A 21452-nucleotide genomic window follows, 5' to 3' on the forward strand; every position below is an offset into this window, starting at 1 on the left:
TTTCACGCTCTCCCCGCATCGAGTGCGATTTCAGCGCGGAGCAGCCGCTCATTGCGCTCCGAAAGCCAGACGGCATAATCGATTTCCTGCGGCCAGCCGGAGAGTCCGGGCCGGGGCGTGTTCGCGCCCGGCATGTCCTGCGTTCCGGCACTGTTCCGGTGACCCAGCACCTGGGCAAGCGCCGCGATATCCGCCACCGCATGCGCCCGGCAGGGTGCGCGCGCCACTTCCCGCGCCATCAGGCAGAAGCGGTTCCAGCCGGCAAGCAGACCGAGATCAGCTGCAAACGGATTACGCGCCGGGACCAGCGCGGTAAGGCGATCCGGCATGACCAGAAGCTCCGCCAGACTGGTATAAAGCGCCTCGATCCGGGTCAGGGCGTCTTCAGCCAGACGCAGACACCGCCCCGCGCTGGTGCCGTTATAATCCGGTGGCAGAATGTCGGACAGGCCGCCGATCACCTCGCGCATCAGCGCCAGCCGGGGCGGAACCCGTGCCTCCGGCACGCCTCCCTTCTCCGGTGCACCATTTCGCTCCGGCCGCTGAGGCGAAAAGCGGGGCCTGAATGGCTGCCTCACCGGACGGGGAGCCCCGGAACCGGAAGATGTAGGACGAAACGAACCGGAACGGGAAGACGTGGCAGGCCTGAGTATGGAAGACAGGTCGGACGGGGCGATCCCGGTCTGGAGAAGCACACCGGCCAGCCAGTCCGGCAGATCGGGCGATGCTCCGCGCGGGATGAACATGGAAACGAGCTGGTCGCGCAGCACCCGCTGGCGGCGGCCCGCCACATCGGCCACCCGGCGCGCGAGAACCTGGGCCTCCCGGCCGGCAAAGCCCGAGAGCGCTGTCGCGCGGGCGCTGTCCTGCACATCCCGCACCGTCACCGGCTTCATGGCAATGATCCGGCGGATCAGAACACGGTCGAAAGCGGAGGGTGAGAAGCCGAAATCATCCAGACGATCCGGCGGCGCGACCAGCACGCCGGCGCCAAACGGGTTCGGCAGAATGAGCTCCGCGGGCCGCTGCGGATGAATGCGCAGCATCAGTCCGCCAGAGAGCGGGCTGGTGGTCGGAAGGAAGATGGAAAGCCCCGGAGCGATCGACGCGACGGGCGCCATTTGCGATTCGAGAACGCTCTCCATGGGTTTATGTGCTGTCCTGCGTATGCGGATTGAAAGGGATCATGCGGAAAAACGGGCTGGCACCGCGGCGGATGACGTGTCATGTCCTCGCCGGAGACCATTCAGACCCGGGAACGATGAACATTCCGTCAAGCGATGCACAGAAGCCGAAGCGTCCCCCTCGCGGACGCGCGCCAGGATCGTCGAAAAGCCGCAGCCGGAAAGGTCAGGCCCCCGGCACGTCCAATGGCACGTCCGATGGCAGCACATCCACCGGCACGCCACGGAACGCCGATCCGACACGCGACATCGCCTTCGATATCGTCCGTGGCGTGATCGAGAATCGCCGGATGCTCGAGACCACCCTGTCCCGCTCCCCGGACGCGAAAGTCGCGGATGCGCGCGACCGCGCCGCCGCACACCGCCTCGCCGCCTCCGCCCTGCGGCATATGGGCACCCTGTCCGCCGTCCTGGAGCCGTTTCTCCGCAAGGAGCCGCCGGAACCCGTGCGCGCGGCCCTGCTGCTCGGCTCCGCGCAGCTCCTCTTCCTCGAAACGCCGCCGCACGCCGCCGTCGGCACCACCGTCGACCTGATGCGCCGTCGTGGTCTGGCCCCGTTTGCGGGTCTCGCCAACGCCGTGCTGCGCAAAGTCGCGAATGGCGGCCCCGCACTTCTGGAAGGCCTCGACCAGGACCGGCTCGACGTTCCGTCCTGGCTCTGGTCCTCCTGGAAAACCCTCGGTCCCGGCGTCGCCCGCGCCATCGCCCGGGGTCTGGAACACGAAGCCCCGCTGGACCTGACCCTGCGCCCCGGAGCCGAAGTCCCGGAAGGTGGCGACCTGCTCCCGACCGGCTCCGTCCGCCTGCCCGCCGGAACGAAAGTGACCGAACTGCCCGGCTTCGGGGACGGCGCCTTCTGGGTCCAGGACGCCGCCGCCGCCCTGCCGGCCCGGATGCTGGCCGCCCGCCCCGGTGAACAGGTGGCCGATCTCTGCGCCGCGCCAGGCGGCAAGACGGCACAGCTCGCCCTCACCGGCGCGCATGTCACCGCCCTGGAGCGCGATGCCGGACGGCTCGAACGCCTGACGCAGAACATGGAGCGGCTGAAGCTGACCGTCACCACCGTCTGCGCGGATGCCGCCGCATGGCAGCCGGAAGCGCCGCTTGACGCCATCCTTCTCGACGCCCCCTGCTCGGCCACCGGAACCGCCAGGCGGCATCCGGACGCGCTCTGGATCAAACGTCCCCGCGATCTCGCGGCCCTGACGGAGGCCCAGGACTCCCTGCTCGCCGCCGCCGCCCGCATGCTGAAACCCGGCGGCAGGCTGGTTTACGCCGTCTGCTCCCTCCAGCAGGAAGAAGGACCGGACCGCGCCCGCGCTGCCGAACGTTACGGTCTGAAACCCGATCCGATCCGGCCGGAAGAACTTGCGGACCTGCCTGAGGCCCTCACCCCCGAAGGCTGGCTGCGGACCCATCCCGGCATGTGGCCGGAACGGGGCGGCATGGACGGCTTCTTCGCCGCCCGCTTCGTGAAAGCAGGCTGAAAGGCAGCCCATGACCACGGGCGATGAATCCCGGATAAACACCTCGCAGGCGGAACCTTTGCAACAGGGCGTTTCCCGCTCAGATCTCTCAGGGAACGGTGCTGCACCTCCGGGCCATCACACCGCGCATATCGACACACCGGACGGACGCCGGATCTGGCGCGACATGCTGGACCATGCGCCGCAGCTTGAAACGCTGATCCGCTACATCGCCCTGCTGCAGGCCCGGACAGCCGGACTTCATCTGCCCTGGTACCAGCAGGAACTCTTCGAGCGCCGCTTCTTTCGCGTCCCGTCTCCTGTCACCGGACGCATGATTCATTCGGGAGAAGCCCGCCTTGCCGGCGCACACGCCACCATTTTCCGTCTTCCCGACATCCCCGGCCTTCTCCTGGCCAGCACGGGCCTGAGCGATGCACAGCTGACCGGCATCAGATCCACAGATGGCAGGCCGGGAGGCACCAGACGACCGGCAGGCACGGAGACAGCCGGCGACAAAAGCCATCCGATCGACGCCATCCTAGCCCCCGGCCTCAATGCCACGCTCCTCTTCGGCGCCCGCGAAGCCGCTCCGCTCCCGCCCGACGCCCTGAACGCATTTCCTGCCCCGCCACAGGCTGTCACCAGCGCCATCGCCGTGTACGACCCGGCCATCGCACCCGATACCCTGCTGCCACTGATTCACGAGATCGCAGCCCTTCCGCGCTATGTGGCTCCCGTCCGGATCAGCGGGCTGCCCGCTTCCCTGACGGAGATCGCGGCCCGCCTTTCCCAGGTGGAGACCGACGGCTCCGGTCCTTCACCCGCCTCCCCGCTTACGGCCTCCGGTCAGGTGGTCTTCCGGCTCGGGTAACAGTTTCGTGGGAATGGCAGGGTCGCTCCTGCCGGACCGGCCGGAAATCGCTCTGAACTGCCGGCTGACATCCGGGCCGATCACTCGCTCCGGCCGCCCGACCCGGCGCCGGCGTGACCTCTGGTCCGGACTGTGGCCTGAACCCCGATCAGGCCCTTGCGTAAAAAAGAGTTTCAGCCAGCAGTTGCGCGTAGCGTGATGATTCCGGATAACGAAGAAATGACGAATCCCTCTTCTCTTATCATCGCGCCAAGCATCCTGGCTGCCGACTTCGCCCGGCTCGGAGAGGAAGTGGCCGCCATCGAAAAAGCCGGCGCGAACTGGATCCATCTCGATGTGATGGACGGCCATTTCGTGCCCAACATTTCTTTCGGTCCCGCCGTCATCAAAGCCCTGCGCGGGCATTCCACTCTGCCCTTCGACGCCCACCTGATGATCGACCCGTGCGATCCGTATCTGGAAGCCTTCGCCCAGGCCGGCGCCGACCATATCACCGTGCATGCCGAAGCCGGTCCCCATCTTCACCGCTCGCTCCAGCGCATCCGCGCCCTTGGTGTGAAGGCGGGCGTCTCCCTCTGTCCGGCGACACCGCCCGGACAGCTTTCGGAAATTCTCGATATGGTCGACATCATCCTGGTGATGACCGTCAATCCAGGCTTCGGCGGCCAGAAATTCCTGACCAGCCAGCTTCCGAAAATTGAAGCCTTGCGGGCCATGATCGACGCCACCGGACGCGACATAAGACTGGCCGTCGATGGCGGCATCGACGCCGAGACCGCCCCGCTCGCCACGACGGCCGGCGCGGATGTGCTGGTCGCAGGCAGCGCGATTTACGGAGCCGGCGATTATGCCGCGGCCATCCGCGGCCTGCGCGGAGCCTGTCCGGCATCGTGACTCCCCTTCATCTCCGATCTGCAAAGCGAGGCGTCCCGGAATGGGTCTGAACCGCTGGCTGCGCGACATGCGGCTGTCCATGGCCCTTCTCGGTCCCCTTGGCGGGATGCGATCAATCCCTTCCGTCCCGGCCCAGACCGTGCGGGACCCCTGGCCCGGAAATCCGGTCAATGGCGAACTGCTGGTGCAGGGCTCGGCCTCCCATGACGGCGTCACCCGCGTCCTGACCTATGCCCGCTGGACGGGTCCCGACTGGCCGGACCGGTTCCGCGACTGGTTCCAGAGCTTCGAATGGCTGCGCGATCTGCGTGAACTGGGTTCGGAATCCGCCCGTGCCAAAGCGCGCGCCATGGTCGCCACCTGGATCGGCCAGCCCATGAGCGACACCGCTCTCCAGGACCCTGCGGTCACCGGTGGACGCGTCGCCTCCTGGCTCTCGCAATACGATTTTTTCGCCGCCTCAGCCGACGACACTTTCCGTCATGGGCTCATGTCGCGGATCGTGCTCGAAGCGCGGACAATCATGGCGCTGCTCCCGACAGGCCGGCATGACTGGACATCGCTGCGCGCCCTGAAAGGCCTGCTCGCCGCCGCCATTGCCCTGCCCGGCCAGAGCGCCTTTCTCTCGCGCTACATGAAGCTCATCGACCCGGAACTGGAATGTCAGGTTCTCGCGGATGGCTGTCACGCTTCCCGCAGCCCGGAAGCCCAGTTTCTTGTCCTGCGCGAACTGGCCGAAATGCGCCTGATGCTGCAGACGGCGCAGATCCCGATGCCCACCACCCTCGCCGCCGCGCTCGACCGGATGGCGCCGGTGCTGCGTGCCTTCCGGCACGGAGACGGTCGTCTAGCCCTGTTCAACGGCACCGGCCCGCACGATCCGGCCATGATCGACCTCGTCATCGCCCGCGCTCTTCCGCGCGGACACGTCATGGCGCGCGGCATGCCGGACGGCCGTTTCATCCGCGCCGCCTCCGGAAACACCGTGCTGTTCACGGATGCCGGCCCTCCGCCGCAGCCCGCCTTCGACGCGCTGGCCTATGGTGGCCTCATGTCGATTGAGCTGTCATCCGGACGGTGCCAGATCGTCGTCAACTGCGGCGCCAGTCCTCTGCCTGCCTGGCGGAACGCCCTGCGTGACGCGCCGGCCCATTCCGTGCTGTCCCTTCCGTCCTGCCCCCCGGTGCTGTGGCGCGGAGACGGCCATGTCGAAAACCACCCAGCCGTGAACAGCCGGCATGAGGTGCTCGGCGCCGATCATCTGATCGAGCTCAGTTCGGACTGCTACCGTCCCTCAGGCGCGGGAACCTGGCACCGCCGCCTGTATCTCGGACAGGAGGGCACGGATCTCAGAGGCGAGGACCGGCTGGATAGTGCTGGCGCAACCCCGGACTTCGTGCTCCGGTTCCATCTGCACCCGGACGTGAAAGTCGAGCTGGAAGACACCGACATCCTTCTGCGCACGCCGGAGGAAATGTGGTGTTTCCGCAGCGACGGATATTCGTCGATCGAGGAAAGCGTATATTTCGGCGGCCCGAAACCTGTGCCGACACTCCAGATCCTGGTCCGCCCCGCCGAACTTCCTTCGGATGAGCCTGTCCTGGACGAAATGGCACCGGCACCGGAAACCGCTGAGGAACAGGAGTCCGCTGAACCGGAAACCGAAGCCGACGGGTTCTCCGGAGAGAACACCGCCGGGGCATCGGGCGGCACACAGCATGGGTCCGGCCCGGAAGGCGAGGCGCAGGACAGCGCCGAAAACCGTGCTACTGAACTACACGCCCGATCTGACCCGGAAGAAGTGTCGGCACATCCGTCGGACGAATCCGCCGGTGAGTCCGCGATGAGCGGGACACAGCAGCGTGACCCACAGTCCGACACGGATCATGCCGCCGGGACGCATGCAGGTGAGGAGCAGACTGCGCCCTCCGAACCCACTCGCCCCGTCGCTCCACCCATGCTCGCCAGCGCTATCCGCTGGGCCTTCACCCGCCTCGACGGGTGATTCCATGTGTCACGCTGTCAGGCTGCTGATAACGAAAACAGCGTTACCCGGAGCTCTGGTGCTGAGAGAGGCAGCAGTCAGCGAGCGGGCACCTGAAAAGCTGGCGATCAGAAAGTTCGCACTCAGAGCAGTAGCGTGAAGATTCTCGAAGTCACCAACGTCGATTTCTCGCTGCGCCATTTCCTGCTGCCCCTCATGCGCGAACTGCGCGCACGCGGCCACGAAGTCACCGGCGTCTGCGCGGACGGCCCGCTTCTCGACGATGTCCGCGAGGAAGGCTTCCGCGTCGTCACCGTCCCCATGGCCCGCTCGCTCTCCCCCATCGCCCAGTTCCGGGCCTTCATTGCCCTCATACGCCTGATCCGCCGCGAACGGCCCGATCTCGTCCACGCCCATATGCCAATCAGCGGGCTGCTGGCGCGCTTCGCCGCAAAGCTCTGCGGCGTGCCCCGCATCGCCTATACCTGCCACGGCTTCCTGTTCAACCAGCCCGGCTCCCGCCTGCGCCGTGCCATTGCGCTGATGCTGGAACGCGCCGCCGGACGCATCACCGACACCTATCTCACTGTCTCCCGCGAGGAGGCGCAGGATGCCGGGCGCCTGCATATCCATCGCCACCCGCACCCCGTCGGCAACGGCCGTGATCCGGGTATTTTCGCCCCCGATCCCGCCGCCCGGACCCGTATCCGGGCCGCGATGGGCGTGCCTGGAGACCGTGTCGTCATCATCGCCGTCTCACGCCTGGTGCGCCATAAAGGCTACCCTGAACTGCTTGAGGCCATGGAATCGGTTCCCGGTGCGGAACTCTGGATCGTGGGGGAACGCCTGGCCAGCGATCACGGAGAGTCGCTGCGCCCCGCTTTCGATCGTGCGGCCGCTCAGCTCGGCTCCCGTCTCCGCCTGACCGGCTACCGCACCGACATCCCCGCTCTTCTTGCAGCCGCGGATATTTTTACCCTGCCCAGCCATTTCGAAGGTCTGCCTATGTCGATCATCGAAGCGATGCTGACCGGTCTTCCTGTCGTGGCGACCAGCATCAGGGGTCCCCGCGAACAGGTCGTCCCCGGCAAAACCGGACTGCTCGTCCCGCCAGGTCAGGCGGCACCCCTCGCCGAAGCTCTTTCCCGTCTCGTCGCTGACAGCGCCCTGCGCCATGCCATGGGAAAACAGGGCCGCTTCACGGCTCTGCAACGCTTCAGCGAAAAAACCGTTCTCAAAGAAACTGCGGATTTGCTCGAAAATACGCCGCGCAGGACAGGATTTTTTTAATCTCCGCCCTGCATCCGGCAGGAGGGTATGGACCTCTTCACACCGTTAAACGGAACGAGCGAGATCTCGTCTCGTTGCGATATCAGGCAAAGCTCTGAAAAGCTCTTTGTATACTTTGCAAATATGCGGAGCAGAGTTCCGGGGAGCTCTGCCCGAACCCCGCAAAGGGATGCAGTCCCTTTAATCACGGTCTGTTAAATTAAAGAATGCAGGGAGGCCCTGCACTCTCTGTCCAGAATATATAAAAGAAAAATCTCTCCTTCACCCTGGGCCGGGCACGAAAGAGACAAACACCGTATTTCAGAAACGCGTCGTCAACTGGTCGGATCATAGGCGTTCAGTCTCTCACCACACTGGCCACCCACCTCTTTGCCGGCCGAATCAGCGACCGGCAGCGCGGTCTTCCGGTCCTGTACGGCCGGGCCTCCTCGCTGCCTATCTGTCTTTCTGATCTGAGCTACGCTGCTGCCCTTCTGGTGCGCCTCCAGAGCCGTCCTTCTCATCCTGGCCGACCGTCTCCTTATGGGATGGAGAGAGGGACTCATGGTCACAGACGGCGACACCTAAACTATCTGGCTGCGTGGCCCGGCTCCGCGTCCCGACGCCATACAAAAGGCAGAGCCGTGACCAGACAGATCAGTCTGTCCCTCTCACAACATCTTCCACACAAACGGATTCCCGGAACTCCCTGACCAGACCGACCGTAAACGAATGTCACCCCCGGCATCTGTTACGATACTTCGAAAATATTATTCCTTTGTCAGGATCATTCATGAAGAACCGGAAAATTCATCTCATGATGCTGTGCCTGAATTTCTATACATCCTGCTCCGTCACAAAAACCCAGCAGAGCCGTCAGTCTGTCCACCGAACCGGTCGGGAAAATCCTTTTTCTGAAACGGATCGCACACTCCCCCGTTACTTCCGGAGCAACAGTGGAGAGAAAGCATGACTGACAGGAAAATTCGTTTCGCTGTCGTAGGGGGCGGCCAGATCTCACAGCAGGCCTTCATGCCCGGCATCTCCCGTGCGAAAAACGCCACTCTCGCCGCGCTCGTCACGGGCGATCCCGTGAAAGCCGACAGGCTCGCCGCACAGTACAACATCCCCGCGTATCATTACGATGATCTGCCTCGCCTGATCGCTTCTGACGAGATCGACGCCTTCTATCTCGCAACCCCGAACGCGCTGCATCCGAAGCATGCCATCCCCATCCTCGAAGGTGGCAAAAACCTGCTCCTGGAAAAAGCCATGGCAGGGAGCATGAAAGACGCCGAGGCCATCATTGCGGCACAGAAGAAAGGCGGTGGCAAACTGATGATCGCCTACCGCCTCCACTGCGAGCCCGGCACGCTGGAGATGATCGACCGCAGCCGGAAAGGCGAGTTCGGCGACATCCTGTTTTTCAGCGCCTCCTTTGGCCAGAACTTCGCCGAGGCCAACCATCGCGGCCACTCAGGCTACTGGTCCGGCCCCGTTCCCGACCTAGGCACCTATCCGCTGAACGCCCTGCGCAATCTCATGGGACGCGAACCCGTCGGCGTGTCAGCGCACGGTTTCAGAACGCCCGGACGCGGCTTCAGTTTTGACGACACCGTCGCCGTCACTCTTCGTTTTGAAGGGCACGGCCTCGCCAGCTTCACCGTCAGCTATACCTGCGCGCCGGTCGAGGAAATTCGCCTCGCGGGCACGCGGGCCTCCGTCCGTGCCTCGCCCTGCTTCATGTTCGGCCCGGATACCGGCATCAGTTACACCGTCACCACGGAAGAAGGCACCAGGACCTTCTCTCATAAGCCTACGGAACAGTTCGGCGGCGAAATCGGGTATTTCAGCGACTGCATCCTGAACAACACAAACCCGGAACCGGATGGCGAGGAAGGACTGATGGACATGCGTGTTCTGGAAGCCATCGAACGCGCCCTCGCCACCGGTCAGGAACAGATCCTGCCTCCGGCTGCACGCAGGAAACGTCCTGAACTCTCCCAGGCCCGCGACTTTCCGCCTGTAAAAGAGCCCGCACCGGACGAGATGATCAGCATCGTTCCTCAGTCACCCTGAACCGTCACCGGGACCAGACTCAGCCTGAACGGAATGCAGCCAGACCGGGCACAGACCGGCGGCCCGCCCTTATCGCCCGCCGCTTCACGCCTGTCCGGGCAGGACTCTGGTCCTCTCCTCGGATTCGCCGCTCGGTCACGGGAAATCTGCCTCAGCCGGACATCCTGTCGTGGGCGCCGAAATCCGCCAGCAGAATTTCCGAGAGATAGGAATGATGCGGCGGCAGCAAGGTCGCCACTGTGTAGCAGATCAGCACGAACAGCGCCGTCGAACCATAAAGCAGTGCTGCCCGCCACCGGCTGATCTCCAGACCGCAGCGCGCGATGAACATGCCGAGCCACAGATCATAAAGCTGCGAGGCCATCATCACCGCCCGGTCAAACCCCGGACGATTCGCCAGCCCGGGAAGCACAAGCGCACTGATCGCCATGACCATCACAAACACGAACAGCGACGTCCACTGGCTCCAGGCCGACGCTGTCGCATAGCGCAGCCACCGCTCCTCCCGGTTCCACCGCTTCGCGAAGGCATACGAAATCACCGGCAGCGCCAGAAACGCACAGAGCGACAGCTCAACCCGGATCAGGCCGACAATGGTGTCCTTCTGCAGCAATGCCAGAAAGAAAATGACGACATTATAGGCAATTCCCGGTGCCAGAGCCGCGAGGAAGGCGTTTACCGTTCCGCGAAACCGGCTGATCCCCTCCGCCCGCCCGCAGGCCAGCAGCGCCATTCCCTGAACAATGGATTTCGGATCCGGTGTTTCGTCCGGCCGGGTGCTGCTCACGCCACCATCCTTTTCAGCAGGTCTTCATAAATCAGGGTCAGCGCCCGCAGATCGTCGACAGATACATGCTCGTCCACCTGATGCATGCTCGTCCCCACCAGTCCGAACTCGGCTACGGGGCAGTACAGAGCAATAAACCGCGCATCGGACGTGCCGCCGCCTGTGTCCAGACGTGGCTCACGCCCGGTCACCGTCCGGACCGCCGTCGCCAGCGCATCGACTTCCGGCCCCGGCTTCGTGACAAAAGATTCGCCGCTGATCTGCGTCTCCACAACAGCGCCCGGCGCATAACGCTGGCAGATCGTGCTGATCCACCCCGCCAGCGCCGCTCCCGTATGCAGTTCGTTAAACCGGATGTTCAGCGCGGCTGAAGCCCGCGCCGGAATGACATTGGTGGCGGGGTTTCCGACATCAATGCTCGTCACCTGCAGACTCGACGGCTCGAACCACTCCGATCCGCTGTCGAGCGGCTCCGTGGTGAGCGCATTCAGAATCCGCAGCAGCCGGTGTACCGGATTATCGGCCCGGTGTGGATAGGCGACATGCCCCTGCCGCCCGTTCACCGTGATCCGGGCATTGATGCTGCCACGCCGCCCGATCTTGATGACCTCACCCATCTGCGTCGGATTGGTCGGCTCACCCACCACGCAGAAATCCGGGATCTGGTCATGCGCCTGCATCCACTCCAGCACCTTCAGCGTGCCGAACCGGGCAGGCCCCTCCTCGTCACCGGTGATGAGCAGGCTGATCGACCCGCGCGGCTCCGGATGATCCGCCAGAAAAGCCGACACCGCCGCGACGAAAGCGGCGATGCCACCTTTCATGTCACAGGCCCCGCGCCCGTAGAGCCGGCCGTCCGCCACCTCCCCGGCATAAGGCCCGTGCGTCCAGCCGGCGCTGCCCGGCGGCACCACATCCGTATGCCCGGCAAAACAGAGATGCGGTGCACCCGTGCCCAGCCGTGCAAACAGATTCGGCGTACGCTCCGCTCCCTCCCCGAACGGAAGATGCGTCACGGTAAAGCCCATCGCGCTCAGTATGGCGCCCAGAGCAAGCTGGGACTCACCGGGGTCCGGACTCACCGACGGGTGACGGATCAGATCGGCGGCAAGATCGGTAACATTGAGCGGACCGGACATCAGATGGCGATCAGTCGCGCAGCAGATCGTTGATCGAGGTCTTCGAGCGGGTGCGCTCATCCACACGCTTGACGATCACCGCGCAGGACAGGGACGGGTTCGGCTGCCCGTGTTCGTTCACCGGCGTCTTCGGCGGCAGCGTTCCCGGCACGACCACCGAATATGCCGGCACACGCCCGACATGAATCTCACCCGTCGTCCGGTCCACGATCTTCGTCGAAGCCCCCAGAAACACGCCCATCGAGAGCACGGCTCCGGTCTCGACAACCACGCCCTCAGCCACTTCGGACCGCGCCCCGATAAAGCAGTTGTCCTCGATGATCACCGGCGCCGCCTGCAACGGCTCCAGCACGCCGCCAATCCCCACCCCCCCGCTGATATGGCAGTTCTTCCCGATCTGCGCGCAGCTGCCGACCGTCGACCAGGTGTCGATCATCGTGCCGCTGTCCACGCGCGCGCCGACATTCACAAAGCTCGGCATCAGCACCACGCCCGGCGCAATAAATGCCGAGCGACGCACCACCGCGCCCGGAACTGCCCGGAACCCGGCAGAGGCGAACCGCGCCGCATCCCAGCCGGCAAATTTCAGCGGAACCTTATCAAAGGCCGGCGCACCCGCAGCCCCGGCCTCCATCACCACGTTGTCGAACAGACGGAACGAAAGCAGGACGGCCTTCTTCAGCCATTCATGCACATGCCAGCCGGACCCGGACGGCTCAGCGACGCGCAGCCTGCCGGAATCGAGAGCTTCAAGCGCGGCCCCGATCGCGGCGCGGTCCTCGCCCGACGTCGCCGGAGAAACAGAAGCCCGCGCCTCCCAGAGCGCCTCGATCCGGGACTGAAGTTTATCTTCGCTCATCGTCTTCCACATTCAAAACTGTCTGCCAGGCTGGCTGCCCGGACCGGTTACCCAAACTGGCTGTGTCATGCCGCCCCGCCACGGTCCGCGGACACATCGTTGTGCGGGACCATGCTGATCGTGTCCCCTCCTGTCAACGCAGAGGACTTTAACAGAGCAGAGGTTTTTAACGGGACGGAAACCATTCAGGGGTGAAATGGCTCCGACATGAACACGATGCCATCCTCCTCCGTTCCGGATTCGAATCCACCCGAGAGTGGTGGCGAACTCATGGACGCCCTTCTGGCCAGCCGCAAACGGTGGAAAAGCCTGACGCAGCTGGTCGCGGATCTCATCTTCGAAACCGATGCCGAAGGGGAATTCACCTTCTTCGAGGCCGGCTCCGCGCTCGGCTGGCCCGATCATGAGCTGATCGGCGAAAACAGCAACCGTCTCCTTCCCTTCGTGGACGCCGCCCCCGGTCCCAGCCCGTTCCGCACCCATACCGTCATACGTGGACGCCGCTGCTGGATCAAACGGGCTGACGGAAGCTTCGCCTGTCTGCTCATCTACGCGACACCGCTGCAGTCCCCCACCGGCCAGCACGCCGGCGTGCGCGGCCTTGGAATCGACGTATCGGACGAGGCGAACACGAATGCGGATCTGTCCGTCGCGCGCCTCCACAGCGAAATCATCCGGCGCATCACCACCACGATGCGTTCCCGCGCTCTGTCCCGGCTCGGCATTCCTCCCGCCTTCGAGGAACTCGCGGCCCTGCTTGGCGCTGCCGGCGGGATTCTGATCTCCGAGACGCCCGAAGGCGAAACAGAGTTTTCCGAAGAAGACGAGGGAGATCTCGTCCATCGCATCGAAGGCGAAATCACTCCGTTCGAAGCGGAAATCGAAGCGCGACTGCGCGAGCCTAATGACGGCACGGCCTTCGAGCCCCGGTTCATGCAGATCGACGGGCATGACGTGATCATCTGCCGCAGCCGCGTGCGCTACAACGCTCCGGCCTCCATGGCCCTGTGGCGCGCCGGCCTCGGTGTCTGGAGCCAGGATGACGCCAGTCTCGCCGACGCCGCTCTGGCCACCTTCGCCTCCGCGCTAGAACTGGGCGCGCTCAACCGGGCGCTTGCCCGCAACGCCCGCTTCGATCCGCTGACCGGAATGCTGAACCGCAACGGCATGATCACCGAGATCACCCGGCGCCTGCCCCGGCTCGACCGCGAGCGCCTCTCCGGAACGTTGCTCGTCATCGGTCTCGACCGGTTCTCGGACATCAACGCCCGCTTTGGTTTCGAAGCCGGTGACAGCGCGCTCCAGCAGGTCGCGACCTATCTTCGCGACGCCATCCGCCCGACCGATCTCGCCGGTCGGCTGGGCGGAGACATATTCGGTCTCTGGCTCGACGGCGCGGACCATTTTGTCGCCGCCGAACGCGCCGAAACCTTCTGTCAGCAGGGCGCCGCCATTTTCCTCTCCGAGCCCGTCACCCTGACGTTCTCGGTCGGTCTCGCAGCCCGCAACTGGGAAACCGGAGAAGGAGTCGAATCCCTCATCGACCGCGCAAGTCTCGCCATGCGCAGCGTGAAACTTGCCGGAGGCGCCCGCTGGCACACCTCCCTGGAAGAGTCCTCACCATGACATCCTCAGCCAATCCCAAATTCTTTCAGGTTCTCCCCACCCGTTCATTGTCCTCCGTGCCCGCCACGCCCGGAGAGGCCGCCCGCATCAGAACCCGCGTCAGAAAATCCACGCTTCCGGGCCAGGTCTCCTCTTCCGCGTGGGAGCCGCTGAAAGAGCGTATCCGGGACCGGAGACCTGATCTCAGCACATCCCGGATCAATGCTCTTTTCACATCCCTTCAGGGAACGCTCGAACAGCTTCTGACGGAAAACTGGCAACGCACCCAGCGCGTCATTGCCGATGCGGCCGGGGAAGCGCTGGCCATCGCCATCGTCGGATCCCTCTCGGAATCTCCGGTGGTCGTCACGCGGCTGATGACCGAAATCGATGACGCCATGCTCAGCGACGAACTGCACCGCCGTGAGGAAGGCGCCAGAATGTCTCCTGTGCCGGTCAGTTCCTGCTCGGAGGCCATGCTGGCAACGCTCTCGACCCGCGAAATCACCCGGATTGAACCGGCACTCGACGAAATGGAACGCCAGCCTGCGCACCCCGGCGTACTTGATTACGCCTGCACCGTGACAGTGAAAGCCCTCGTCAGAGAACGCTGCGCCAGCCTCGTGCCACCTGTGCGGATGAAAATCGAGAAAGAGCTGTCTTTCGAGCTTTCAGCCGCATCCGAGGTCACAACAGCAGCTCCGAAAGACCCGGCTGTGTCGCCCGAGGCCTCCGATGACAATGTCGAGGCTGCGAAACGCGCCTTGCACGACAACGACGTCGAAGCCATGATCGGCATCCTGTCGCGCCTGCCCGGCTGTTCTGCCACTCTCGCCCGGGAAGCCATCACCGGACGCAATGCCCGCGCCATCACGGCCCTCGGCTGGAAACTCGGCCTGCCCGCGTCCCTGACATCGGCGCTGCAGATTCACCTGGCGCTCATTCCACCGACCCGCGCCATTCTGCCAGCCCCGGACGGTGAATACGCCCTAACCCCGCGCGAAATGAACTGGCAGCTGGATTTCCTGCGCGATAAATGCCTGGCCGTCGCCGCCTGACGCGCTCCTCCGCAAATTTAAGGATGTCTGGACAGGAGTCTGCCCTTCATCCTCCATTGCTTAGCAACCCGGGATCAAAGGGACCGTGTCCCTTTGTGGGGCTCAGGGCAAAGCCCCGAAAACCCGCCCCATCCGCTTCACAAAATATACAATCCAGAATGAGCAGAGAGGCCCCTACTCTTCCTCACTGAACCATGACGGCGAGGAAGAGACCGCGAACCGGTCCAGCGCTCCCTGCAGCATATAGGCTGCGGCCATTTTGTCGACTACATCCGCCCGCTTCTTCCGGGACAGATCAGCCTCCCCGATCAGCGCCCGGTTGACGGCGGACGAGGACAGCCGTTCGTCCCACATCGTCACCGGAACCTTCACCATCTCCGACAATGATACCGCCCAGTCCCGCGCAGCCTGCGCCGCAGGTCCGAACTGCCCGTCAAGCGATAGCGGCAGCCCCACCACAAGACCGGCGACGCCATGCTCCCGGATGATCGCGTCGATCTTCACCGCCATCACCGAAAGTTTTTCCCGTTTCAGAACCCCGTACGGAGATGCCACCATCCGCATGACATCCGAGAGAGCCAGTCCGACGCTCTTCGCGCCGGGATCGATTCCGAGCAGCCGCTGACCCGGACCCAGGTCAGCCATCAGCTCCGCTATGTTGAACAGTGCCATGGCCTGAGGGTATGTTGCGCCGCCGGTGGCAACGCCAGCTCTTTTTTTCCTCTGACCTGAGAGATTTTGCTTCATGTCGCTCGATCCCGCGACCACGAGACGCATAGCCAGACTGGCCCGGATCGGGCTCGATGACCAGGAAACGGAAGCCGTCCGCACCCAGCTCGGCGGCATCCTCGGCTGGATCGAAATCCTTAATGAGGTCGAGGTCGAAGGTGTGCCTCCCATGGTCGGCACCAGCATGAACGCTGCCCTCCCGCAACGCGAGGACATCGTAACGGACGGCGACTGTCAGGAAAAAGTGCTGTCGAACGCGCCCGACCGCGCCGGTCCTTTCTTTACCGTCCCGAAGGTGGTCGAGTGATGCTGACAGATCTGACAATCGCCCAGGCCGCCGAAGGCCTCCGCAGGCGCGACTTCTCCGCCGCTGAACTGACGAAAGCGCATACCGGTGCAATCGGTCAGCTCAATGAGCGCCTGAACGCCTATATCACCGTCACTGCCGATAAGGCCGAAGCCGCCGCCGCACAGGCCGACAAAGCTCTTGCCGCCGGTGATGCCCCGACGCTGACCGGTATTCCGCTCGGCATCAAGGATCTGTTCTGCACGGAAGGCGTGAAAACCACCGCCGCCAGCCGCATCCTCGGCAATTTCGTCCCGCCCTATGAAAGCACTGTCACGGCAAATCTGCTGAAAAACGGTGCCGTATTCCTCGGCAAAACCAATCTCGACGAATTCGCCATGGGCTCGGCCAACCTCACCTCTGCCTTTGGTGAAGTCGAAAACCCCTGGCATCGCACCGGCGATGCGTCTGTTCTCGTCCCCGGTGGCTCTTCCGGCGGGTCGGCCGCCGCCGTCGCCGCCCATATCGCCATGGGTGCGACCGGCACTGACACCGGCGGTTCCATCCGTCAGCCCGCCGCGTATTGCGGCATCGTCGGTCTGAAACCCACTTACGGCCGCTGCAGCCGGTGGGGCACCATTGCTTTCGCCAGCTCGCTCGACCAGGCGGGACCGATGACCCGCACCGTCGAGGATGCCGCCATCATGCTGCAGGCCATGGCTGGCCATGACCCGAAAGACAGCACCAGCGCCGATCTCGCCGTTCCGGATTACCGCGCCGCCACAACCCGCAGCCTTAAGGGCCTGCGCGTCGGCATCCCGGCCGAATACCGCCCGGAAGGCATGTCTGCGGAACTTCTTGCCGTCTGGCAGAAGGGCATCGATATGCTCCGCGACGCCGGCTGCGAAATTGTCGATGTCTCCCTGCCGCACACGAAATACGGCCTCGCGACCTATTATATCATCGCTCCGGCTGAATGTTCCTCCAACCTCGCCCGCTATGACGGGGTCCGTTTCGGCGTCCGCGCCGAAGGGGCCGCCAGTCTTGACGATCTTTACGAAAAGACCCGTCATGACGGCTTCGGCGAGGAGGTCCGTCGTCGTATCCTCGTCGGGACCTACGTCCTCTCGGCCGGCTATTATGACGCCTATTATCTGAAAGCTCAGAAGGTCCGCACTCTGATCCGGCGTGACTTCACCAGCGCCTTCGAAAAAGTGGACGTGCTGCTCACCCCGACAGCCCCTACCGCCGCCTTTGGACGCGACGAAAAGCCTGAAGACCCGGTGCAGATGTATCTCAACGACATCTTCACCGTTCCGGCCAGCATGGCCGGGCAGCCGGCCATGTCCGTACCTGTCGCGCTCGACAGCCGCGGACTGCCGCTTGGTCTCCAGCTGATCGGCCGCCATTTCGACGAAGAAACCCTCATCGCCGCCGGCGCCGCGCTGGAGAAAGCCGCCGCCTTCTCCGCCCGGCCCGATCTGCGCGCAGGAGCAGCCGCATGAGCTACGTAATCGAAGGCAGCACCGGCCCATGGGAAATCGTCGTCGGGCTTGAGGTCCATGCGCAGGTCATCAGCAACTCCAAGCTGTTCTCCGGCGCGTCCACTCTGTTCGGCGGCGAACCGAACACGCATGTCAGCCTCATCGACGCGGGCTTTCCCGGCATGCTGCCGGTCATCAACAGGGGATGCGTCGCTCAGGCCGTGCGCACGGGTCTTGGTCTGAAGGCCCGCATCAATCTGGAAAGCCGTTTCGACCGGAAGAACTATTTCTACGCCGATCTGCCGCAGGGCTATCAGATCAGCCAGTTCGCCCATCCCATTATCGGGGAAGGCAAAATCGAGATCGAACTCTCCGACGGCAGCACCCGCGAAATCGGCATCACCCGCCTGCATCTTGAACAGGACGCCGGCAAGCTGATGCACGATCAGGACCCGAAGCGCTCCTTCGTGGACCTCAACCGCGCCGGCGTGGCTCTGATGGAAATCGTCAGCGAACCTGACATCCGCACCCCCGAGGAAGCAGGCGCCTATCTGCGGAAACTGCGTCAGATCCTGCGTTATCTCGGCACATGCGACGGCAACATGGATGAAGGCTCCATGCGCGCTGACGTCAACGTCTCCGTCCGCAAGGCCGGCGAGCCGTTCCGCACCCGCTGCGAAATCAAGAACGTCAACTCCATCCGCTTCGTCACCCAGGCCATCGAAATCGAGGCCGCGCGTCAGGTCGAAATCTGGGAATCCGGCGGCGAGGTCGATCAGGAAACCCGCCTCTTCGATCCCGGCCGTGGTGAAACCCGCTCACTCCGCTCCAAGGAAGACGCGCACGATTACCGCTACTTCCCCGACCCCGACCTGCTCCCGCTGGTCATTGAGCAGAGCTGGGTCGATCAGCTCAAAGCATGCCTTCCCGAGTTGCCAGACGAGAAACGCGCCCGGCTGCAGAAGGAATACGGCATCACCGCTTACGATGCCGGCGTCCTTGTCGCTGAACAGGCCATCGCGGATTTCTATGAAACCGTGGCTAAAGGCCGTGACGGTAAATCCGCCGCCGCCTGGATGACCGGGGACTTCTTCGCCGCCCTCAACCGCACCGGCAAATCCATTGAGGAAAGTCCGGTCGGTGCCGATAAGCTGGGCGCCATGCTCGACCTGATCGCTGACGGCACCATCAACGGCAAAATCGCTAAGGAGGTGCTGGAAACGATGTTCGAGACCGGCGAGGCTCCACTGGAGATCGTCGAGCGCAAGGGTCTGCGTCAGGTCACCGACACCGGCGCCATCGAAAAAGCCGCCGACGAGGTCCTTACAAAGAACGCCGACAAACTTGAGCAGTATCTCGGCGGCAAGGACAAGCTCTTTGGCTTCTTCGTTGGTCAGGTTATGAAAGCCACGCAGGGCAAGGCCAATCCGGCCATGGTCAACGAGATTCTGAAAAAGAAAATCCACGGCTGAATATGCCGGAGCCCGGGCGGTCACAGTCCCGGGCTTATTTCGGGGCGCTGTCCCGAACTCCGCAAAGAAACGCAGTCCCTTTGATCCCGGTTTGTTAAATTAAATGGATGATGGGGGCGACCCCTTGCGATTACGGGGCAGAGCCCTGCTTTGTCTCTTGTCTGCATAATACATCAACGCAAAAAACCCGTCCCGGAATCCGCTCCGGGAGACAATCTGGCGAGCCCGTCAGTCACCGGCATGCCGGCGGCCACAGACGCCTGCCAGGTTCCTGACCGGATATGAGCAGCCACCAGTCGCGCGTCCCGGCGCCATCCGACAGGATCTGCCACCTTCCGTTAATCAATAAGAAAGGCCGGTTTGCCATATCAGAAGGCAGGCAGGACAGACCGGGACTCTGTTTCGGTATCGATCCGTCATGCGAGATCGAAGCGGAGAAACCGGGACCCGATATGCAGACACAGCCGCACTTCGAAAACCGCCTTCTCTGGTCCAGGATATCCCGCCAGCGTCAGCAGTCCCGACAGACTCTCCGGTCAGGGCTTCGTGCCATGATCCGTCACACGGTCTTTAGGGCAACCCGTTAATGGAAGCGCGTGACGTCTCCCGTCTCCTGCGGATGATCGACAACATGCCGGTCGCCGTGATGACCGTAGACCCGGAAAACTTCACGATCACCTATGCCAATGAGACATCGAAGAATCTGATCCGTCAGATCGAGCATCTCCTGCCTCTCAAAGCCGACAACCTCGTCGGCTCGTCGATCGACGTTTTCCACAGACATCCCGAACACCAGCGCCGCCTGATCTCCGATCCCGCGAACCTGCCCCACAATGCCCGCATCCGGCTCGGTCCGGAGTCCCTGGACCTGAATGTCACCGCCATTACAGCCGATGACGGCAGCTTCCTGGGGCCGATGCTGACCTGGGCGATCGTCACCCGTGAAGTCGCCGCTGAAGAACGCATCCTCCGTCTCGCGCAGTACGATACGCTGACGGGCCTTGCGAACCGCAACACCTTCCAGGAATGGATCGAGGCCGGCCTGGAACACGCGGGGCAGCCAATGACGATATTTTTCCTCGATCTCGATGGTTTCAAAACCATCAACGATACAAGAGGACATAGCGTCGGCGACGCGGTTCTCAGAACCGTAGCCGAGCGGCTGCGAATGGTCTGCGGCCCGGCAGAGGCAAAAATCGGCCGGATCGGCGGCGACGAATTCGCCGTTCTGCTGCCCGGCGACGATCCGTATCAGGCCGAAAGCCTTGCTGCGGAGCTGGTCGCCTCACTCGGCGCGCCATACAGTTTCGGCGACCACGCCAATATGCAGATCGGAACCTCGATCGGCATTGCTTATTCCCCGTCTCACGGAAACACTGTCGAACAGCTTCTGTCCCGCGCGGACATCGCCCTCTATGTCGCAAAGGCAGCCGGCAAGGGGAAATATGTCGTGTTCGAACCTGTTATGGGTGAGCGCATCCGCGATCGTGAGTATCTGAAAGCCGATCTCCGCGCCGCGCTTCAGACCATGGACGATCTGTTTGTTTTCTATCAGCCGATCGTCGATATCCGGACACGGAAAGTGACTGCGCGGGAAGCCCTGCTGCGCTGGTACCACCCGGATCGGGGCTGGATCTCACCGGTCGAGTTCATTCCCGTGGCGGAAGAAAGCGGCCTGATCGAACCGCTCGGCCGCTTCGTGCTGCACCGCGCCTGCGCCGACGCCGCAAAATGGGAAGACGGCGCCCGCGTCGCCGTCAATGTTTCCGCCGCCCAGTTTGGCAACGGGATGCTGACTGAAAACGTTCGCGAGGCGCTCATGGAAACGGGTCTTCAGCCTGACCGGCTCGAAATCGAGGTCACGGAGACCGCCCTGCTCTCGGGAGAGCACGATGTCATCGGTGATTTCGGGCGGCTGCGAAAACTCGGTGTCCGTATTGCCCTTGACGATTTCGGCACCGGCTATTCCTCGCTGGCACATCTGCGCGCCTATCCGTTCGACAAGATCAAAATCGACGGAACCTTCGTCCGCGATGCCGTGACGCGCCCGGACTGTGCCGCCGTCGTCAAGGCCGTCGCCGATCTGGGACGTCGCCTCGGTGTCACCACAGTCGCGGAGGGCGTGGAGACTGCCGAACATCTCGCCAGAGTGACCGAAGAAGGCTGCAGCGAGATCCAGGGATATCTCATCAGACGTCCCGCTCCTGGCAAGGCGGACGCCACCCGCGTCGATGAAATCAACCGTCTTCTCCGACAGCAGCGAGAGGCAGCCTGAACAGGCTT

General features: G+C 63.5%; 17 protein-coding genes. 12 read left to right on the top strand and 5 right to left on the bottom strand.

Annotated features, from left to right (window positions below; translation table 11 throughout):
- Window positions 1–2: 2 nt before the first annotated feature.
- Window positions 3–1145 (bottom strand): hypothetical protein, encoded by a 1143-nt coding sequence (locus GOB93_RS08150; RefSeq protein WP_173583004.1) that lies wholly within the window; start codon window positions 1143–1145, stop codon window positions 3–5.
- A gap of 116 nt (window positions 1146–1261) precedes the next feature.
- On the opposite strand from GOB93_RS08150, the gene GOB93_RS08155 reads away from it, so the two are divergent.
- From GOB93_RS08155 to GOB93_RS08180, 6 genes are all read left to right on the top strand, one after another.
- Window positions 1262–2671, top strand: a complete 1410-nt coding sequence (locus tag GOB93_RS08155; protein WP_173583005.1) for an RsmB/NOP family class I SAM-dependent RNA methyltransferase — start codon at window positions 1262–1264, stop codon at window positions 2669–2671.
- 10 nt (window positions 2672–2681) lie between these two features.
- Window positions 2682–3524, top strand: a complete 843-nt coding sequence (locus GOB93_RS08160) for a hypothetical protein (RefSeq protein ID WP_173583006.1) — start codon at window positions 2682–2684, stop codon at window positions 3522–3524.
- Window positions 3525–3743: 219 nt separating this feature from the next.
- Window positions 3744–4418, top strand: a complete 675-nt coding sequence (rpe, locus tag GOB93_RS08165) for a ribulose-phosphate 3-epimerase (RefSeq protein ID WP_173583007.1) — start codon at window positions 3744–3746, stop codon at window positions 4416–4418.
- Window positions 4372–6423, top strand: coding sequence for a heparinase II/III domain-containing protein (locus GOB93_RS08170; RefSeq protein WP_242010627.1), 2052 nt, complete (start codon window positions 4372–4374; stop codon window positions 6421–6423). The genes rpe and GOB93_RS08170 overlap by 47 nt, the downstream gene beginning before the upstream one ends.
- Before the next feature lie 135 nt (window positions 6424–6558).
- Window positions 6559–7692, top strand: coding sequence for a glycosyltransferase (locus tag GOB93_RS08175; protein ID WP_173583008.1), 1134 nt, complete (start codon window positions 6559–6561; stop codon window positions 7690–7692).
- A 948-nt stretch (window positions 7693–8640) separates the two neighbouring features.
- Window positions 8641–9750 (top strand): Gfo/Idh/MocA family protein, encoded by a 1110-nt coding sequence (locus tag GOB93_RS08180; protein ID WP_173583009.1) that lies wholly within the window; start codon window positions 8641–8643, stop codon window positions 9748–9750.
- 151 nt (window positions 9751–9901) lie between these two features.
- On the opposite strand, the gene GOB93_RS08185 is transcribed toward GOB93_RS08180, so the two are convergent.
- From GOB93_RS08185 to dapD, 3 genes are read right to left on the bottom strand one after another with little or no spacing between them, the layout of a single operon-like run.
- Window positions 9902–10537, bottom strand: coding sequence for a hypothetical protein (locus tag GOB93_RS08185; RefSeq protein WP_338422324.1), 636 nt, complete (start codon window positions 10535–10537; stop codon window positions 9902–9904).
- The gene (gene dapE, locus GOB93_RS08190; RefSeq protein WP_173583010.1) at window positions 10534–11676 is read right to left on the bottom strand and encodes a succinyl-diaminopimelate desuccinylase; all 1143 of its coding nucleotides are present in this window, start codon (window positions 11674–11676) and stop codon (window positions 10534–10536) included. Before dapE ends, GOB93_RS08185 begins: the two co-directional genes overlap by 4 nt.
- 10 nt (window positions 11677–11686) lie before the next feature.
- Window positions 11687–12535 carry a 2,3,4,5-tetrahydropyridine-2,6-dicarboxylate N-succinyltransferase gene (dapD, locus tag GOB93_RS08195; protein WP_173583011.1) on the bottom strand — a complete coding sequence of 283 codons (849 nt, stop codon included), beginning with the start codon at window positions 12533–12535 and terminating at the stop codon, window positions 11687–11689.
- Window positions 12536–12742: 207 nt separating this feature from the next.
- Here dapD and GOB93_RS08200 point away from each other — a divergent pair, with 207 nt between their 5' ends.
- Both GOB93_RS08200 and GOB93_RS08205 read left to right on the top strand, forming a co-directional pair.
- On the top strand, window positions 12743–14161 hold the full coding sequence (locus GOB93_RS08200) for a sensor domain-containing diguanylate cyclase (protein ID WP_173583012.1): 1419 nt from the start codon (window positions 12743–12745) through the stop codon (window positions 14159–14161).
- Complete coding sequence (locus tag GOB93_RS08205) at window positions 14158–15198, top strand: hypothetical protein (protein ID WP_173583013.1); 1041 nt, start codon at window positions 14158–14160, stop codon at window positions 15196–15198. The genes GOB93_RS08200 and GOB93_RS08205 overlap by 4 nt, the downstream gene beginning before the upstream one ends.
- A 174-nt stretch (window positions 15199–15372) precedes the next feature.
- Here the strand turns inward: GOB93_RS08205 and ruvX are convergent, their stop codons facing one another.
- The gene (gene ruvX, locus GOB93_RS08210; RefSeq protein WP_173583040.1) at window positions 15373–15870 is read right to left on the bottom strand and encodes a Holliday junction resolvase RuvX; all 498 of its coding nucleotides are present in this window, start codon (window positions 15868–15870) and stop codon (window positions 15373–15375) included.
- Between the two features lie 73 nt (window positions 15871–15943).
- Here ruvX and gatC point away from each other — a divergent pair, with 73 nt between their 5' ends.
- From gatC to GOB93_RS08230, 4 genes are all read left to right on the top strand, one after another.
- On the top strand, window positions 15944–16234 hold the full coding sequence (gatC, locus tag GOB93_RS08215) for an Asp-tRNA(Asn)/Glu-tRNA(Gln) amidotransferase subunit GatC (protein WP_173583014.1): 291 nt from the start codon (window positions 15944–15946) through the stop codon (window positions 16232–16234).
- On the top strand, window positions 16234–17718 hold the full coding sequence (gene gatA / locus GOB93_RS08220) for an Asp-tRNA(Asn)/Glu-tRNA(Gln) amidotransferase subunit GatA (RefSeq protein ID WP_173583015.1): 1485 nt from the start codon (window positions 16234–16236) through the stop codon (window positions 17716–17718). Before gatC ends, gatA begins: the two co-directional genes overlap by 1 nt.
- Window positions 17715–19169 carry an Asp-tRNA(Asn)/Glu-tRNA(Gln) amidotransferase subunit GatB gene (gatB, locus tag GOB93_RS08225; RefSeq protein ID WP_173583016.1) on the top strand — a complete coding sequence of 485 codons (1455 nt, stop codon included), beginning with the start codon at window positions 17715–17717 and terminating at the stop codon, window positions 19167–19169. Before gatA ends, gatB begins: the two co-directional genes overlap by 4 nt.
- A 586-nt stretch (window positions 19170–19755) precedes the next feature.
- Window positions 19756–21444 (top strand): putative bifunctional diguanylate cyclase/phosphodiesterase, encoded by a 1689-nt coding sequence (locus GOB93_RS08230; protein WP_173583017.1) that lies wholly within the window; start codon window positions 19756–19758, stop codon window positions 21442–21444.
- The last annotated feature ends 8 nt before the right edge of the window (window positions 21445–21452 follow it).

This window comes from Acetobacter musti (assembly GCF_011516835.1).
GTDB lineage: Bacteria > Pseudomonadota > Alphaproteobacteria > Acetobacterales > Acetobacteraceae > Acetobacter > Acetobacter musti.